The following is a 17,545-nucleotide window of genomic DNA, read 5'->3' on the forward strand; positions in this document are numbered from 1 at the left end:
GACCACAGCAAGATGGCTGGCATGGACCACGGCAGCATGGCCGGTATGGACCATAGCAAGATGGCTGGCATGGACCACGGCAACATGACCGGTATGGACCAAAGCAATATGGCCGCCAGCGGTGCCATGCAGAACCATCCCGCCTCCGAAACAAACAACCCTCTGGTCGATATGCAGACCATGACCCCTACGCCAAAGCTGAGCGATCCGGGGATCGGGCTTCGCGATAACGGGCGTCGGGTTCTCACGTATTCGGATTTGCGTAGCACCTTCATCGACCCTGACGGCCGGGAACCTGGCCGGACAATCGAACTGCACCTTACCGGGCATATGGAAAAGTTCGCTTGGTCCTTCGATGGGATCAAGTTTTCTGACGCAGAGCCGCTGCGGCTCAAGTACGGCGAGCGCCTGCGTATTACCTTGGTCAACGACACCATGATGACTCACCCCATCCATCTGCACGGCATGTGGAGTGACCTGGAGGATGAGGACGGCAATTTCATGGTGCGAAAACACACGATCGATATGCCGCCTGGCTCGAAACGAAGCTATCGCGTAACCGCAGATGCACTCGGGCGCTGGGCCTATCACTGTCACCTCATGTACCACATGGAGATGGGCATGTTCCGAGAAGTCCGCGTGGACGAATGAACTGGAGATACGAGATGAGCAAACCAATGAAACGAAGCGCCTTTTTCCTCTCTGCCGCGATGGTTGGCCTGCTCGCGGTGTACGCCCCGTCTTCCTGGTCCAGTGACAACCATGATCAGCACTCTCAAAAGTCGTCCAACGCGGCGCAATCGAACGGCTCGAAGAGCAAGCAAGCCCAGGGCATGAACCATGAAGGCATGGATCACGGCTCCATGAAAGGCATGGATCATGGCTCTATGGAGGGCATGGATCATGGTTCCATGGAAGGAATGGATCACAGCAAAATGATGGAATCGCATGGCAGCGACAAAGCTAAGGCAGGGAAAAATGGCCAATAGCGTTGCACGACCATCGCTGCTGGCATTCGCCGTTTCTTTAGGTGTGCTGGGCGTTTCGCCCAGCTTCGCCGCTGAAATGGATCATTCCGGAATGGACCACTCGGCAATGGGCCACGGTGCCATGCAGATGGACCACGCCTCATCACAGGCTGCGATGCCGGGCATGGACCACAGCCAGATGGGCGCGAGCAAGCAACCCACGCAACCTGCACCCGTTGATCACAGCAAAATGGGCCATGGCCAGCCCAAAGCGAAACCCGCCTCGATGGACCACAGCAAGATGGACCATGGAAGCATGAAAGGCATGGATCACGGGTCCATGGAAGGCATGGATCATGGCGCGATGGGTCATTCCACGATGGGAAACGGGAACGCTGATTCGCCGACCCCGACCAGCCGTACGCCAATCCCGGTGCTGACTGATGCCGACCGGCAGGCTGCCTTCCCCCCGCTTGACGGGCACAAAATGGATGACAGCGGGTTCAACAGCTTTTTCTTGCTAGACCAACTGGAATACCAAGATGCCGATGAAGGTAGCACGCTTGCTTGGGATGCATCCGGCTGGGTGGGCGGCGATATCAATAGGCTCTGGATTCGCTCGGAAGGTGAACGAACCAATGGTGTGACTGAAGATGCTGAGCTGCAGCTCCTCTATGGCCGCTCGGTAAGCCCGTGGTGGGATGTTGTCGCCGGCGTCCGGCAGGATTTCAAACCGGAGGATCCGCAGACCTGGGCTGCGTTCGGTATTCAGGGCCTGGCCCTGTATGACTTCGAAGCTGAAGCCACCGCCTTTATCGGCGAGAACGGTCAAACCGCTGCCCGTCTGGAGGGCGAGTACGACATCTTGCTAACCAATCGTTTAATTCTTCAGCCAACCGCTGAGGCCAACTTTTATGGCAAGAACGACCCGGAACGCGGCGTCGGCTCTGGCCTGGCAAACACCGAAGTCGGGCTGCGGTTACGGTACGAGATTGTTCGCCAGTTCGCGCCATACATAGGTGTCACCTGGAGCCGTTCCTACGGCAAAACCGCCGATTTCATTCGGGATGAAGGCGGGGACGTGGACGAAGCTCGTTTTGTGGCCGGTATTCGGATGTGGTTTTGAGAACTCAACATGAAAAAAACAATTACAACGCTGGTGGCGGCAGGTGCTGTTACTAGCGCAGCAGTGCTAGGTGCTGCTTACTTCGGTCTCGTGAACGTTGGTGCGGACGACCCACACTTCCCCGCTGTGCATGCGTTTTTGGCCATGGCGCGGGATCGCTCGATTGAAGTCCGAGCAAGCGACATTGAGGTGCCAAACCTTAAAGATCCTGCTCTCATCCAAGCAGGGGCAGGCAACTACAACGCCATGTGTATCGGTTGCCACCTCGCGCCAGGGGTGGAGAAAACTGAACTCAGCCAAGCCCTATACCCATCCCCACCAAACCTCACCGAGATAGGTGTAAGCGGTGACCCTGCTGCTGCGTTTTGGACCATCAAGCACGGTATCAAAGCGACAGGCATGCCAGCCTGGGGTAAGAGCATGGACGACCAGTACATCTGGGGAATCGTCGCGTTCCTGGACCAGCTACCGCAACTCAATGCTGAGCAGTACCAGATGATGGTCGCTTCCAGTGGTGGTCACCAACATGGCGGTGGCGAAAGCGATATGCATAACCATGAAGGCCAACACGGTGGTGCGAAATCAGGTCATGGAAATCATGATGATTCCGCAGCAAACGGCGTGGCTGAGGAAAGTCATGATCATGGCAGTTCGCATTCGGAGTCTTCATCAGTAGCGGAGCACCACGGTGAACACGAGTCCGGCGAGGCGCACTCGGACCACCACACAGGTTCTACTCCCAAAACCCATGTGCACAAAGACGGGAAGGAGCACACTCATGACAAGTAAGCGCCGCTTCCTCGGTTTAAGTACCGCAGCGTCACTTCTAATCGCCTCAGCCGCCTTTGCTGCGGAGCCCCTGACTATCGATGTGCACCGGGACGCTAATTGCGGTTGCTGTAAGAAATGGATAGCGCACTTGGAGGCAAACGGCTTCAAGGTCGTCGACCACGTTGAAACGGACATGAGGGCGGTGAAGCAAGAGCTAGGAGTAGCTCCGAGGCTGGCTTCGTGTCACACCGCGGTTATCGATGGCAAGTTTGTGGAAGGTCACGTCCCCGCAGCCCAGGTGCAGGAGCTCATAAAGCGCAACGACCTGGCAGGCGTCGCGGTACCTGGCATGCCCGCTGGCTCACCAGGTATGGAGGTTGATGGCATGAAACACGCCTATCAAGTCATCGGCCTCACCAAGAGTGGGGACGATCAAGTAGTTGCCAGTTATCCTGACACGTAATGCAAGATGCCCCGGGGGAAGGGCTTCTGCCGGCCAGCCGACCAGCTGCAGCGCTGGTCGTGGTCAGCTTACTCCAAGACTTACCCTGTCCCTTCGGTCAGTTTTGACCTCTACAGTTAATTCCAGCAGAGCGATATTCGAGGATTTTCAACTCACCTGTTGAGTCCTCGTAATTCATCTGTGTCGGCATCACGTCGCAGCTACCTTTGAGCGAAGTCATACTGATAACTCTCGCCACATCCAGTTTCATTCCGTAGCGATAATGGATCACTTCAGGTGGTTTTTTTCCATTGGCAGCGGCGTAGGCACGCATTGCTTGCTCATTTGCCTGAATCATCTTTCCGTGTAAGCGATCAGATCCTCCTTCAGCTAAAGCGGATGAGGAGGCGATTACGAGCATGAGGGCGGCAATGCTTTTAGCGGTGTTCATTTCTGTTACTCCATGAAGACATGAGTGAAGCTTACCGACTGGGAGCTGTCATCCACGTGATCCAGGAATTACATGTTTGTAAGCAGGCTATCGATAATGATGGCTCTGAATACACGTGAAAGCCGCGTCGTTTCAGGCTGCGACAGTTTTAATTCTCTAGCGAATCAGTCTGAACCGGCGTTTTGGGTGATTGCGACAGTTTTGCGTTTCCTCTCCAAATGGCTGCAGGCCGCGAAAGACGGGACCCTCTAGCGACAGTTTTAATTCTCTAAATCCACCACCCGCAGAAAATTTCGTCACGCCCCAGAATGGGAATTTGCATTCGGGGCGCACCACGATTCATCTCGTGCCAGAAGCCGCCTGCAGTGCAATCAATTGGCGAGCCAAGACTCGACTACCTCAGCGCCATACTCGTTTTTCCAGGCCTTAAGCGTACGCTGATTACCACCCTTGGTCTCAACAACCTCTCCGCTGTGTGGATTCTTGTAGACCTTCACTTCGCGTGGTTTCCGAGAGGTTTTTGGGGCCATATCAGTGGAAGCCACCGCTTGCGGATCGAGGATCAGCACCACTTGGCGCAGGCCGTAGCCATACTCGTTGAGCAAACTGCGCAGCTTCGTTTCAAATTCCATTTCCTGCTTCAGGGCAGAGTCATTTTTCAGCGCTTCCAGCTCCGCCAGTTGGGCTGCGAGCTGTTGTTCGAGCAGGCGGAATTCAGCGAGACGGGACATAAGATTCTCCAAAATGGGTTCGATGATTTTAGCAATCAAGAAAGAAAGCGTGCTAACTATCTTGATCCCACATGCCTGAATCGGCAATCACGAGGCTGAGCGATCGGTGTGGATAAAAACGTGATGGCTTCAGGATCGTCGATCTGGGCGGCTTCACTTGCGAGGTAATCGATCAGCTTTTTGCTTCTTACCCAAACGTACTGCCGGCAAGCCGCGTTTGGAATGGATGGCCCCGCAACGGGGCGAAACCTGGCCTCCCAAAGGTGCTTGAACGCCTCCCTGGTCGACTTCCCCAAATACACCGCAATCTCCGGTCCCAAGATATAGCCACGCCTGAATCTGTCGATGGCTTGAGGCTTAACCATCAATTGCGTACGCCGGCCTCGTTCGACAGCAGTGCTCCATAGCAGACCCAGTCGAACGAACGCGTATGCGCATTGTTCTTTGACGCCTAACAGCGCAGCAGCCTTGACTACCGACAGGCCGGGAAAGACCGGACTCTTGTTCTCAGCTCGGGCTTGTTGCCACGCTGCAAAATCTTGCGGCTTGAGTAACCACGCCCCTACCGCAACCGAGCCATTCTCAGCTGGGCCGTAAGCGCGAAGTTCACCTGCACGTATTGCCTGAACCAACTCGACCAACCCACCCCCCTTGGGCAGAGAATGCTTGGCCAAGTAGTTGATCGACACCAGGCTCTGGTCAGAGCTGGTAGGCAGCTTCTCATCAATCAATTCGTTGATCGAGCGGCAGTCAATCAGCCACCTTTCGCCTGGGCGCGGTTCTCCACCAAAGAACTGGAGGGTACCACCAGCTAGCAGCTGCCTAACCCGATTGCGACAGAGGCTTAGCAAAGTCGAGGTTTCTTTCATATCAGCCACGCCCTGGAGATGCTGCGAGATTGCCTTCAAATGATCCAGGTCCACGACCGTAAAGACTCGATCTTCATGGACCTTCTCCCGATAGGCGATTTGTCCCTCCTGATGAAGGCGTTTTATGACTGATACCCCGAGACCACAAGCTTCAGCAGCAGAATCGAACGACACCCAACGATGTCTCTCAATCGTCTCCTCACTCAAATTGCGATTTCGCTTCGCTAACGGTGCTTCCCACGCATGCTGCAGAAATGATTCGAACTCTCGACGAAGAAAGTCAAAACAAGAGTCATCCAGATCACGGTGGATGTCGTGGTATATCGGGCCGAACGATCTGCTGAGCGTCCAATGTTCGTTATCGGAATGGACTGCCTTGAGGCCACTCAGCAGTTCTCTGAATGCGAGAGGCCAGTTCATGAGAACCACGCCCGCCGCGTTTGCCATAAGCCGCGATATCTCTAGCGAACCCGAATCAGCAACCTTCAGCGGCTGGGTTCTTTCCGTAGGCAAACTTCTGACAGCGAGACGCGATGACAACTCGTGAAACTGTTCGTAGGTGAGGGCCGCCAATCCCGCGTCAGCTGGCAACGAGTCGGCGTAAAACCTATCTTCAAAGCCAGAGGTGAGCCAGGCGGCCGTATCACTCGCCGGCGCGATCTCAAAATTGGTCCCACTCAATGAGGTGCCACACGCTTGGCAACTATTCGCACTCATTGCGCTTGGATCGGTTTCCTTCAGACAGTTGGGGCACCGCCCGTGGAGTTCAGTGCCGTGGACAGAACACGTCGTAACCAGGGTCAAGCCCCAGCTTTCTCTCCAATAACCGGCTTCGCCCAAACAGATCGGACAGTAACGAGCGTGATGAGTCGTCCATAACTTGACCCCCTTGGGCCTTGGATCACGAAACTCAGCAGATACCGCAGGCCAGCTCAGTGGTCCTTCCATCATCTGCAGCCAGTCCGCAACATCGGTCTCGTCGGCTCGTGCAAAGGCGGTGAGCAGTTCCTTTCTGGGTAATCCGTTGGCTTTCGCCAGGCGCTGCAGGTACCCCAAAAGACTTTCGTCTTGGTGTGGTCGTGGGTTGATTAAAAGACCAAACATTCCTACACATCCATGAAATCGAAGACATAAAAATCAGGGGAGTAGAGCCGGGCCGATAAGCCCGGCCCTTGGCCGTCAGGTACTGCTCTCTTCGAACGTCTCAAACGGCTCCCGCTTCCCGAACAGAGGCTGGAAATTGAAGCTCGCACTGAAGGGGTTTCGATCCTCGGTGGCGTAGCTCCAAACCTCGTCTTCAAAAGCCTGGGCCAGCACAGGAAGTTCAATCCCGACAAGGTCCTGGACTTGAACCAGCCAAACAGCCCTGTCCACAATCTTGATGAGGTAGTCGATCAATCCATAGGAAGCCAGGTAGAAGCGTTTAATCATCGCTGGCTCTACAAAACTGATGGTTTGAACAGGCAGTTCGCCCTCGATTGCCTGCAACAACATCACGAAATGAAGAGACGTATTAGCGGAGAAGGTGAAGCGATCGTATGCCACCGTGGCCGAAAACCTGCGTCGCAGTTGCTCGTTTGCTAGCAGGAGATTTTCGGTGCGCTTCAGCCCAATCAGAACAAACGCGATACTGGTTTCATTCATCAGACTCTTGATCCAGTCTGCTGCCTCATACGCACCATTACGACGATAATCGACCAGGTGCTGCGCCTCATCGAGGACCAACATCTCCACGCCAAGGTTCTTCAGCAGCAGGACTACTCGCGCAAATTTAACCTCTGCCGAATGTCCTCGTGCCTCTGCGAAGGGATCCTTCAGCTCTGCCAAAATGGCTGCTGCCAGGTTCTTTTTGGTTGGAGACGAAGGCATCTCGACGAACAGAACTGTCCGCTTCTGTGGGTCATGGCTCTCCAATTCCTCCAATGACCGAATGTACTCCTTGACCAATGTGCTCTTGCCCACTCCGCTTGGACCTTGGATCAGCAACCCTTTACTTGCTCTGGTACGCCGACTATCGCCGTGGATATCGCCTAGTCGCGTCAACGCTCGCTCGACTTGAGGGCTGTGAATAAAACGATCGCGGAGCGTAAAGCTGTATTCACCATGCTCGTAGCATTCGTACAGATTGATGGCGTTCATGGCTTAGAACTCCCAGCAGGGCGACGAACCGAGACCTTGAAGGCTGCTGGCGGAATGTTAGGAATAGAGTCACCGGTCCATTCCACTTCAGCGAGTACCTTGGGTGGAGGCGTGCTTTCGGTCACTCGACCCTCCTTGTCGATTTTCGCTATGGCAGCTGCGCGTCGTTTTCTGAGCGTCTGCGAACGGCGGGCCTCGTCTGCATCTTCCATAATTTCCTGGTAGCACCTGTGCGTAGCCTCGAAGCTAGGCTGCTCATTATATTTTTCTCGCAGCGCTTTCTCGGCAGCCTTCCACACCTCCCTGCTCTTACCGGCCATTCGCTCATCTTTGGCGGGCACTTTGAAGAACAAGTTTCTGAAGCGGTCGTGAACCCAAACGTGCCCGGCTTCGTCTCGATAGCGGACGTTTACCTTTTCTCCGTCTGCCAAACGCATACGGAGCTCAGCAAGTTCCGTAGAGTGGTAGCCCACTTTGGCAACCTCGATGCCGTAATGGTGAACCTTCACCGAGGCCCGCTTGGCCAGAATGCACTCCAACGAGTCCAGGTCGACGGGAAGGCTGATGACATGGTTCGCCTCGCTAGTCCCCCAGACTTGAGCCGGTGTTCTGTTGTCCAGCCCCCGATGAGGAGTCTGGTGGTAACCATCGACGATCCATTTCACTACCACCGCCTCCAATTGAGGGAGCGTGAAACATGCATTCTTCTCCGAGTCGTAATCGCCACGCTGCTGGATATTCGAGAAGGTGGTACCCGGGAGGTTGTGGATAAGCCCCAGGTTCTGTGTGCTGAAAAAGCGTTCGACGGCACCTTTCCTTTGAGGGGCCCTTGAAGCGGGATACATGATCTCGATACCCAACTCGTTGAATCCCATGATGAGATCGCCCGCGTGAAATTCCGCTGCGTTGTCTGGGACTATTCGAGCCGGCAGCCCACGTGCCCACCATTCATTTCTCACTTTCGGAAAGCGCTTCAGCAATTCGGCTTTTGGACGGATTGAGCGTTCGATCACACGAAGCACGGTTTCCGTATTTGGCGCCGACAGGTGGAGCAAATATCCCATCACCATTCGAGAGAAGCGGTCGAGGACGATCGTCAGATAGGGGCGCCCAATGCACAGCCCCGAGGTTTCATCCACAAGCTGGACGTCCAACAAGGTGTGATCAATTTCCCAACGTTCCAAAATCTCATGGACACGTAGGACACCCGCCGCAACACGGTGCTTCTTGTCTGCTGCGTGTTTTCCGAGCCTCTCCTTATCCACAAGGTACGGATCCAGCTTGGCGATGTACCTTCGGACAGTCATTCCGCTTGGGATCTTGAGCTGATCCGAAGGCAAACGACTTTTGTTCCTCTCTTTTATCTGATCCTCGAATTCTGAAACGACCACGCTGACCGCTGGAATCGTATCCTGCAGGTAGGTTTTATTAATCACCCCTTCAAGAATAACTTCGAGCTCTCCCTGTATCGCGGCAGCCCGACCCTTTTTGGCATGCTGAGGGATAAGCTTTACTACGTTCTGGCCAATGTATTTGGCTGCCCAACGTCGAATAGTGGAAACCGAGGGTGCGCACGCATCCCCAATCTTTTTGGCGATATCTCTAAGCTTCTTGATCATGTCTTCGTCACCCGGTAGCTTGTATTTACCGCGCTTAGTTAGGTCGTCCAGATACTTGCGTCGACGCAATGCCTCATCTCCATGTTTTTTGGGGAAGCATGAAATATCTGGAGGGACGTTCCGCACATACGGAACCCTCCCAAGGTATGGCTGATCAGCGGAGATCTCGATCTCGCGCTTCTCGTAGGCCTCATAGAACTCCTTCTCGGATAGCTTCGTGGGCTCACCAAGCTCATCGAAAAAGAGCAGCTTCCGGTCAATAAGCCTCTTCTCAAGCACCATCAGTACGCCACGAACGATGACGACCAATTTCACCCTAAGGGAAAAGGTTTGCATGACGGTGCCCCCCTTGCAGGAAGACCGGGGAGTCAGTGTCAATTGACCTATCAAGGTCAATGCCCACCACCCCAAGGCCTAACAAGCGCCAGGCTTTCCCCTCACCAACCACGTAGAGCAGATCTGCAACGGTCATAGGCGGCCATTCGTTGAAGGTCGCCATTACCTCCTCCAACGCCTGATGCGAAAGCTCTGGACCGCGCCGGTGATACATCAGCCTTCTAAGATTGGTAGCCAGGGGTTCAGCTTCAATTAACTTTTCAGTGATCACCGAAAAGTTACGGGCAGTGGCGTTGAAGTAGCGCTCAGCGGCATCCAGTCGCTGCCTGACGCTGGCAATCTTCAGTCGGTCGTGAGGCTTCACTTCAAACCACCACTCGCGCCCATCCGCGAGGAAAACCTGTACGTCTGGGTAATATTTGAAGTAGCCCTGGAGCGATGGAACACGTTCCTCACTGGGCTGCGGGACGTAGCCGATGACCGCAGGAGACAGCTCAAGAAGCCGAAAAAGAGCGCCTTCGAGCTGGGACTCCCAGGGCACAGGCTTTTTATTTTTGAGCGATGGGAAGTAGCCGCGGTAATGGTTGGACCGCCGCGTGACCACCTTTCGTACTGTCATGAAACACCTCCGAAAATCTCGAAACGAGCGCCGACGCTGCGCCAAAAAATCAAGGCGCAGGGCGGGCGAAGTGAGGCCTTTCGACAGGCAACACTGTGCCGTCGAGTAACCTCGCTAAGGTCGAAAAAATGGGAGAGGATTGACAGTCGCTTCGAAAAAGCAGACATTGCGGGTTCTGAGGACGCAAGTCTGCTTCGCTAAGCGCGGTCAGTCCTCTCGGGATTGATCGCGTTTTTCTACATTTTCAGGTCTCCTTTTCTCTCATTGGTCATGACTCTCATGACTGATCAGAATCTAAAGCAATCGGCTTGCTCTCTTTATTTCTAAACGGCCACTTCGTGATCGCTGGAGCAATTTGGATCAGGTCTGAAGCTCTCGCTTCAAACAGCTGATTTGGCTGAAAATCTTCAGTGCAAAGCGGAAAAGTTGGTCATAGATCTTATTCCAACATCCCTTCGAAATCTACAAAAAATCCAAAATGGCAACTTCCACCAAATTCCATTTCCATACTAAATTGTTCAAATTAATACTTAACACGTACGCTTAATTAACTATTAAGGTGTTCAAATATTAGTTTTAAAGTCCTCTCAATCTCTCTGCTGCTCAGATCCGCCCGCCGACCCTCTCAGCACTTCCAGCGCCCCATCAAATCACTTCCTCAAATCCCCCCATCTGCATCATTTTCCAATGAGCGGAGTAGGGCGCCCCGGCAGGAATTCCAGGCAAAAAAAAGCCCGCGAAGGCGGGCTTGATGGTGACCGACAGGGGCCATGGTTGAAGCCCGGCCGGTCATCTATTTGTGAAAGCGTGCAGCTTTTCTGTGAACCTACACCTGATCAGAAGTCCAGGTTCGACACCGACAGCGCATTGCTTTCGATGAAGTCACGGCGTGGTTCCACCGCGTCGCCCATCAGGGTGTTGAAGATCTGGTCGGCGGCAATCGCGTCTTCGATGGTGACCTTGAGCATGCGGCGGACAGTTGGGTCCATGGTGGTTTCCCACAGCTGCTCCGGGTTCATCTCGCCCAGACCTTTGTATCGCTGGATGGTGTGGCGCTTGGTGCTTTCGTTCATCAGCCAGTCGAGGGCTTCCTTGAACTCGGTGATCGCCTTGCGACGTTCACCGCGCTGCACGTAGGCACCTTCGCCGAGCAAAGTAGACAGCTTGGCACCCAGGTTGACCACCGAGCGGTAGTCGTTGCTGCCGAAGAAGTCACGATTGAAGGTGACGTAGCTGGCCAGACCGTGGGAAGTAACTTCCACTTCCGGCAGCCAGACATTGCGTTCCTTGTCTTCGCGCAGGCTGGCCTGATAGGCCAGGCCCGACTTCTGGCTGTTGTTCAGGCGCTCCTGGAACTTCACCAGCCAGGCTTGCATCACGGCATGGTCACCCAGTTGCTCCAGGGTGACTTCCGGCAGGTAGATGAAGTGCTCGGTGATGTCTTCCGGGTACAGGCGCGACAGACGCTTGAGGGTCTTCATCACGGCGCGGAATTCATTCACCAAGGTTTCCAGCTGTACGCCGGAAACGGCTGGTGCCGATTCGTCCAGATGCAGGCTGGCGTCTTCGAGGGCCGATTGGGTCATGTATTCTTCCATGGCCTCGTCGTCCTTGATGTACTGCTCCTGCTTGCCTTTCTTGACCTTGTACAGCGGTGGCTGGGCGATATAGATGTAACCGCGTTCGACCAGCTCCGGCAGCTGACGGAAGAAGAAGGTCAGCAGCAGGGTACGGATGTGCGAACCGTCGACGTCAGCATCGGTCATGATGATGATGTTGTGATAGCGCAGCTTGTCGATGTTGTACTCTTCGCGGCCGATGCCGCAGCCCAGTGCAGTGATGAGCGTGCCCACTTCCTGGGACGAGATCATCTTGTCGAAGCGCGCTTTCTCGACGTTGAGGATCTTGCCCTTCAGCGGCAAGATCGCCTGGGTGCGACGGTTACGGCCTTGCTTGGCCGAGCCACCTGCGGAGTCACCCTCCACCAGGTACAGTTCGGAGAGAGCAGGGTCCTTCTCCTGGCAGTCAGCCAGTTTGCCTGGCAGGCCGGCGATATCCAGCGCGCCTTTACGGCGAGTCATTTCACGGGCTTTACGCGCCGCTTCACGGGCACGGGCAGCGTCGATCATCTTGCCGACCACGGCCTTGGCTTCGTTCGGGTTTTCCAACAGGAAGTCGGCGAAGTATTTGTTCATCTCTTGTTCCACGGCGGTTTTCACCTCCGAGGAGACCAGCTTGTCCTTGGTCTGCGAGCTGAACTTCGGATCCGGCACCTTCACCGAAATAATCGCGGTCAGGCCTTCACGGGCGTCGTCACCGGTGGTGGCGACCTTGTTCTTCTTGGCCAGGCCTTCCTGCTCGATGTAGCTGTTCAGGCTACGGGTCAGCGAGGAGCGGAAACCAACCAGGTGAGTACCGCCATCACGCTGCGGAATGTTGTTGGTGAAGCACAGCAGGTTTTCGTTGAAGCTGTCGTTCCACTGCAGCGCAATCTCGACACCCACGCCATCGTCACGCTGGACGTTGAAGTGGAAGACCTGCGAATTGACCGGGGTCTTGTTGGTGTTGAGGTATTCAACGAACGCCTTCAAGCCACCTTCGTACTTGAAGAACTCTTCCTTGCCCGAACGCTCATCCTTCAGCAGGATGCCGACACCCGAGTTGAGGAACGACAGTTCGCGAATCCGCTTGGCCAGGATGTCCCAGCTGAAGTGGATGTTCTTGAAGGTTTCAGCCGAAGGCTTGAAGTGGATGTGGGTACCCGTGGTTTCGCTGTCACCGACGACGGCCATCGGCGCCTGAGGAACACCGTGAACGTAGGTCTGCTCCCAGATCTTGCCGCTGCGGCGAACGGTCAGTACCAGTTTCTCGGACAGGGCGTTCACTACCGATACACCTACACCGTGCAGACCGCCGGATACCTTGTAGGAGTTGTCGTCGAACTTACCGCCAGCGTGCAGCACGGTCATGATGACCTCGGCTGCGGAAACGCCTTCTTCTTTATGCACGTCGACCGGAATGCCACGACCGTTGTCGCGCACACTGATGGATTCGTCCGTGTGGATGATGACGGTGATGTCATCGCAGTGACCGGCGAGGGCTTCGTCGATCGAGTTGTCGACCACTTCGAAGACCATGTGGTGCAGGCCGCTACCATCATCGGTGTCGCCAATGTACATGCCGGGACGCTTGCGTACGGCATCCAAACCTTTCAGCACCTTGATGCTGGAGGAGTCGTACGTTTGATTTTCGCTCATGCCTTCACTCCCGATGGTCGTGGGTCTGGGTGATACGGCCTTGTTCCACGTGGAACAAGGCAACTGGCGTTTCCGTCTGCCAGCCTTCCCTCAGTAATTCGTGATCTACACAGGTGATGAACACCTGGCAGCGTAATTCTTCAAGCAAGCGGCACAGTGCGCGGCGATGCTGGTCATCCAGCTCGGACGGCAGGTCGTCAACGAGATAAATACAGTGGCCGCGGCGAGCCTGACTGACGAGGTGGCCCTGGGCAATGCGCAGCGCGCACACCACCAGCTTTTGCTGACCACGCGACAGGATGTCAGCTGCGTTATTGGCAGCCAGACGAAGACGCAGATCTGCACGCTGCGGGCCGGCCTGGGTGTGGCCCATTTGCTGATCGCGAAGGAGAGAGGAGGCGAGTACTTCTTGCAGTTCCCGGTCCTTGTCCCAGCCGCGGTAGTAGCTTAGGGTCAACCCGTCCAGCTCGACCAGCTCGCTCAGGGTTTGCTCGAAGACGGGCTTCAAGGCCTTGATGTAGTTGCGACGGTATTCATCTATTTCCGCGCTGGCCAGGCATAACTCCCGGTCCCAGGCGGCTTGCGAAGCTGGGTCAAGTGTACCATGCCGCAACCACGAGTTCCGCTGCCGCAGCGCCTTCTGCAAACGTTGCCAGGCTGGCAGGAATCGAGGTTCCACGTGGAACACTCCCCAGTCGAGAAACTGCCGGCGAATTTTCGGTGCGCCTTCCAGCAACCGAAAACTGTCCGGGTTTATCAGTTGCAGCGGTAACAGTTCAGCCAGTTGAGCGGCGCTCCTGGCATTCTGCCCATCGATGCGGATAGTGAATTCGCCCGCCCGCTCCCGTGAAACCCCCAGGTTGCTGGTGCCACCTTCAGCCAATTGCACTTCGCCAAATACCGTACAGGCAGGCTGCTCATACTGAATGACCGGGTTCAACCGAGTACTACGAAATGACCGGGCAAGGCCAAGCAGGTGCACAGCTTCGAGCACACTGGTCTTGCCGCTGCCATTGGCGCCGTAGAGGATATTGATGCGGGGGGAAGGTGAGAGGGTCACCGGGTGCAGATTGCGCACCGCGGTGACCATGATACGTCGAAGGGACATGTCGCCTGCTACGAATTACAGACGCATCGGCATGACAACGTAGGAAGAGTCGTCATTGCCGGCTTCCTGCAGCAGGGCACTGCTGTTGGAGTCGGACAGAATCAGACGAACTTGCTCAGTAGTCATAACGCCCAGCACGTCCAGCAGGTAGCTGACGTTGAAGCCGATCTCCAGCGAACTGCCTTCGTAGTCCACGCTGATCTCTTCTTCTGCCTCTTCCTGCTCGGGGTTATTGGCCTGGATCTTCAGTTGGCCAGCTGCCAGCTGCAGGCGAATACCGCGGTACTTCTCGTTGGAAAGAATTGCGGTACGGCTGAACGCTTCGCGCAACGCCTGACGGTCACCGACTACCAGCTTGTCACCACCCTTCGGCAGCACGCGCTCGTAGTCCGGGAACTTGCCGTCGACCAGCTTGGAAGTGAAGGTGAACTCACCAGTGGTCGCACGGATGTGGTGCTGACCGAGAACGATGCTGACCATGCCTTCCGGGTCGGTGAGCAGGCGCGCCAGCTCCAGGATACCTTTACGTGGAACGATGACCTGATGGCGGTCATCCTGCTCGATCGGCGCGCTCATCGAGCACAGCGCCAGGCGGTGGCCGTCGGTGGACACCGCACGCAGGGTGTTGCGCGACACTTCAAGCAGCATGCCGTTGAGGTAGTAACGCACGTCCTGCTGGGCCATGGCAAAGCTGGTGCGCTCGATCAGACGGCGCAGTTTGCTTTGCTCAAGGTTGCAGGTCAGCGAGCCCGGGCCTTCTTCAACAGTAGGGAAATCGTTGGCAGGCAGGGTCGACAAGGTGAAGCGGCTACGGCCGGCTTTGACCAGCAGCTTCTGTTCGTCGACCTTGATGTCGATCAGAACGTCGTTCGGCAGGCTCTTGCAGATGTCCATCAGCTTGCGCGCCGGGACAGTGATCTCGCCTGGCTCAGCCGGCTCTTCCAGTTGCACGCGGCCAACCAGTTCGACTTCCAGGTCGGTACCGGTCAACGACAGCTGCTGGCCTTGCACGACCAGCAGGACATTGGACAGCACCGGCAAGGTCTGGCGGCGCTCGACGACACCGGCGACCAGTTGCAGGGGTTTCAACAGGGCTTCGCGTTGAATGGTGAAATGCATGGTCTAGTCCCTTGCCTTCAATTAGCTGCGCTGGCGACCATCAGGTCGTCAGCGTGCGCAGCAGGTTCTTGTAGTCCTCGCGGATGTCCGCGTCGGATTCCTTCAATTCGTTGATCTTGCGGCAGGCGTGCAACACGGTGGTGTGGTCGCGGCCGCCAAACATGTCGCCGATCTCCGGCAGACTGTGGTTGGTCAGCTCCTTCGACAGTGCCATGGCAACCTGACGGGGGCGCGCAACGGAGCGCGAGCGGCGTTTGGACAACAGATCGGCAATCTTGATCTTGTAGTACTCGGCCACGGTGCGCTGGATGTTATCCACACTCACCAGCTTGTCCTGCAGCGCCAGCAGGTCCTTCAACGACTCGCGAATCAGCTCGATGGTGATGTCACGGCCCATGAAGTGCGAGTGAGCGATCACTCGCTTCAGGGCGCCTTCGAGTTCACGTACGTTGGAGCGGATACGCTGGGCGATGAAGAACGCAGCATCATGCGGCAGCTCGACCTTGGCCTGGTCGGCCTTCTTCATCAGGATCGCCACACGGGTTTCCAGTTCCGGCGGCTCGACAGCCACCGTCAAGCCCCAGCCGAAGCGCGATTTCAGGCGCTCTTCCAGGCCTTCGATCTCCTTCGGGTAGCGGTCGCTGGTGAGAATCACCTGCTGGCCACCCTCGAGCAAGGCGTTGAAGGTGTGGAAGAACTCTTCCTGGGAACGCTCTTTACGGGCGAAGAACTGGATGTCGTCGATCAGCAGCGCATCGACCGAGCGGTAGAAGCGCTTGAATTCATTGATTGCGTTGAGCTGCAGCGCCTTGACCATATCCGCGACGAAGCGCTCGGAATGCAGGTAAACGACCTTGGCATTCGGATTCTTCTTGAGCAGGTGGTTACCCACAGCATGCATCAGGTGGGTCTTGCCCAAGCCCACGCCGCCATAAAGGAACAGCGGGTTGTAGCCATGCTTGGGGTTGTCGGCGACCTGCCACGCCGCAGCGCGGGCCAACTGGTTCGACTTACCTTCTACAAAGGTCTCGAAGGTAAACGTGCGGTTCAGGTAGCTGGTGTGCTTGAGCGCGCCTTCCACCTGGACGGTGCGCTGCTCGGTACGGCTGCCCGCAGCAGGTGCCGATGCGCTGTCGCCCATGCCATCGAAGCTGTCACGCGAGGCCGATTCAACGACCTCGTTCACTTGCATCGGTTCGGCGGCTGGCGCCTGGACGGGTTCGGCAACGGCGGCAATGACAGGTGCAGCGGCCTGTTGTGTCTGGCTTTGTGCAAGCGTGGCAGCCACTGCGGCGCTGACGGGTGCATTAGGTGCAGCACGTGGAGCAGAGCTGCGACGACTGCCTATTAATAAGGAAAGGGCAGGTGCAATGCCGTCGCCGTTTTCACCCAACAGTTCGAGCAGACGGCCGAGGTACTTTTCATTCACCCAGTCGAGCACGAAACGGTTCGGCGCGTAGACACGCAACTCGTCGCCTTCGGCTTCGACCTGTAGCGGACGGATCCAGGTGTTGAATTGCTGGGCAGGCAGTTCATCGCGCAGAAGCTCCACGCACTGCTGCCAAAGTTCCACTGACACGGATATCCCCTGAGTTGAAAGCCGGATAAGGCAAAAACAAACCGCCATTGTACCGGTCGAGCGATCAGTTATCCACATGTGGAAACATTCTGAGCCATGACAAAACAGCCATTTAGCGGCAAAAACGTCTCCCAGCCTCTGTGAATAAGCTCTGTGGATAACCACCCATGAGGTCTATGCACAACCCTGAGGTGAGCCCTGTTGATAACTCGGCTGTGGATAATGACCATTTCTATCCACAGGCTTTCAAAAGGTCCGTCACAAGCGCAGCACCTGTTACCGACAAGGTTATGAATCTCTGTACAGCCCGTAATTCGTAGGCTCAAGACAGTTATCCACAGAAGGTTATCCACTTAAGATTTATAAGTTCTTCAGAAAAGCTTTTTATATCTCTCTTCTTTTTTTTCATTT

General features: G+C 55.7%; 15 protein-coding genes. 5 read left to right on the forward strand and 10 right to left on the reverse strand.

Annotation, left to right across the window (positions count from 1 at the left end):
* From F6X59_RS17335 to F6X59_RS17355, 5 genes are all read left to right on the forward strand, one after another.
* Window positions 1–651, forward strand: a 651-nt coding sequence (locus F6X59_RS17335) for a multicopper oxidase domain-containing protein (RefSeq protein WP_152957282.1), incomplete at its 5' end; no start/stop codon positions are given.
* A gap of 14 nt (window positions 652–665) precedes the next feature.
* Complete coding sequence (locus F6X59_RS17340) at window positions 666–989, forward strand: hypothetical protein (RefSeq protein ID WP_012269845.1); 324 nt, start codon at window positions 666–668, stop codon at window positions 987–989.
* Window positions 979–2,094, forward strand: coding sequence for a copper resistance protein B (locus F6X59_RS17345; protein WP_011953082.1), 1,116 nt, complete (start codon window positions 979–981; stop codon window positions 2,092–2,094). Before F6X59_RS17340 ends, F6X59_RS17345 begins: the two co-directional genes overlap by 11 nt.
* Before the next feature lie 9 nt (window positions 2,095–2,103).
* Window positions 2,104–2,883 (forward strand): cytochrome c, encoded by a 780-nt coding sequence (locus F6X59_RS17350; RefSeq protein WP_011953081.1) that lies wholly within the window; start codon window positions 2,104–2,106, stop codon window positions 2,881–2,883.
* Window positions 2,873–3,328 carry a DUF411 domain-containing protein gene (locus F6X59_RS17355; protein ID WP_011953080.1) on the forward strand — a complete coding sequence of 152 codons (456 nt, stop codon included), beginning with the start codon at window positions 2,873–2,875 and terminating at the stop codon, window positions 3,326–3,328. The genes F6X59_RS17350 and F6X59_RS17355 overlap by 11 nt, the downstream gene beginning before the upstream one ends.
* A 97-nt stretch (window positions 3,329–3,425) precedes the next feature.
* On the opposite strand, the gene F6X59_RS17360 is transcribed toward F6X59_RS17355, so the two are convergent.
* The 10 genes from F6X59_RS17360 to dnaA all read right to left on the reverse strand — a co-directional run bounded on the left by F6X59_RS17360 (window position 3,426) and on the right by dnaA (window position 17,134).
* Window positions 3,426–3,758: a DUF2790 domain-containing protein gene (locus F6X59_RS17360; RefSeq protein WP_011953079.1), complete on the reverse strand. Its 333-nt coding sequence runs from the start codon at window positions 3,756–3,758 to the stop codon at window positions 3,426–3,428.
* Window positions 3,759–4,129: 371 nt separating this feature from the next.
* The gene (locus F6X59_RS17365; RefSeq protein ID WP_010951431.1) at window positions 4,130–4,489 is read right to left on the reverse strand and encodes a histone-like nucleoid-structuring protein, MvaT/MvaU family; all 360 of its coding nucleotides are present in this window, start codon (window positions 4,487–4,489) and stop codon (window positions 4,130–4,132) included.
* A 56-nt stretch (window positions 4,490–4,545) separates the two neighbouring features.
* A complete protein-coding gene (locus tag F6X59_RS17370) occupies window positions 4,546–6,462 on the reverse strand; it encodes a TniQ family protein (protein WP_010951430.1) in 1,917 nt (638 codons plus the stop codon).
* A 75-nt stretch (window positions 6,463–6,537) separates the two neighbouring features.
* Complete coding sequence (locus tag F6X59_RS17375; protein ID WP_010951429.1) at window positions 6,538–7,497, reverse strand: TniB family NTP-binding protein; 960 nt, start codon at window positions 7,495–7,497, stop codon at window positions 6,538–6,540.
* Window positions 7,494–9,452 carry a DDE-type integrase/transposase/recombinase gene (locus F6X59_RS17380; RefSeq protein WP_011953078.1) on the reverse strand — a complete coding sequence of 653 codons (1,959 nt, stop codon included), beginning with the start codon at window positions 9,450–9,452 and terminating at the stop codon, window positions 7,494–7,496. The genes F6X59_RS17375 and F6X59_RS17380 overlap by 4 nt, the downstream gene beginning before the upstream one ends.
* Window positions 9,433–10,071: a TnsA endonuclease N-terminal domain-containing protein gene (locus F6X59_RS17385; protein ID WP_011953077.1), complete on the reverse strand. Its 639-nt coding sequence runs from the start codon at window positions 10,069–10,071 to the stop codon at window positions 9,433–9,435. The genes F6X59_RS17380 and F6X59_RS17385 overlap by 20 nt, the downstream gene beginning before the upstream one ends.
* 836 nt (window positions 10,072–10,907) lie before the next feature.
* A complete protein-coding gene (gene gyrB / locus F6X59_RS17390) occupies window positions 10,908–13,328 on the reverse strand; it encodes a DNA topoisomerase (ATP-hydrolyzing) subunit B (RefSeq protein WP_152957283.1) in 2,421 nt (806 codons plus the stop codon).
* Between the two features lie 4 nt (window positions 13,329–13,332).
* Window positions 13,333–14,436: a DNA replication/repair protein RecF gene (recF, locus tag F6X59_RS17395; protein WP_110638907.1), complete on the reverse strand. Its 1,104-nt coding sequence runs from the start codon at window positions 14,434–14,436 to the stop codon at window positions 13,333–13,335.
* Window positions 14,437–14,451: 15 nt separating this feature from the next.
* The gene (dnaN, locus tag F6X59_RS17400; RefSeq protein WP_015268408.1) at window positions 14,452–15,555 is read right to left on the reverse strand and encodes a DNA polymerase III subunit beta; all 1,104 of its coding nucleotides are present in this window, start codon (window positions 15,553–15,555) and stop codon (window positions 14,452–14,454) included.
* Window positions 15,556–15,595: 40 nt separating this feature from the next.
* Window positions 15,596–17,134: a chromosomal replication initiator protein DnaA gene (gene dnaA, locus F6X59_RS17405; protein ID WP_346652392.1), complete on the reverse strand. Its 1,539-nt coding sequence runs from the start codon at window positions 17,132–17,134 to the stop codon at window positions 15,596–15,598.
* Between the last annotated feature and the right edge of the window lie 411 nt (window positions 17,135–17,545).

The sequence above is a fragment of the Pseudomonas sp. MN1F genome (assembly GCF_009391885.1).
Taxonomy (GTDB): domain Bacteria; phylum Pseudomonadota; class Gammaproteobacteria; order Pseudomonadales; family Pseudomonadaceae; genus Aquipseudomonas.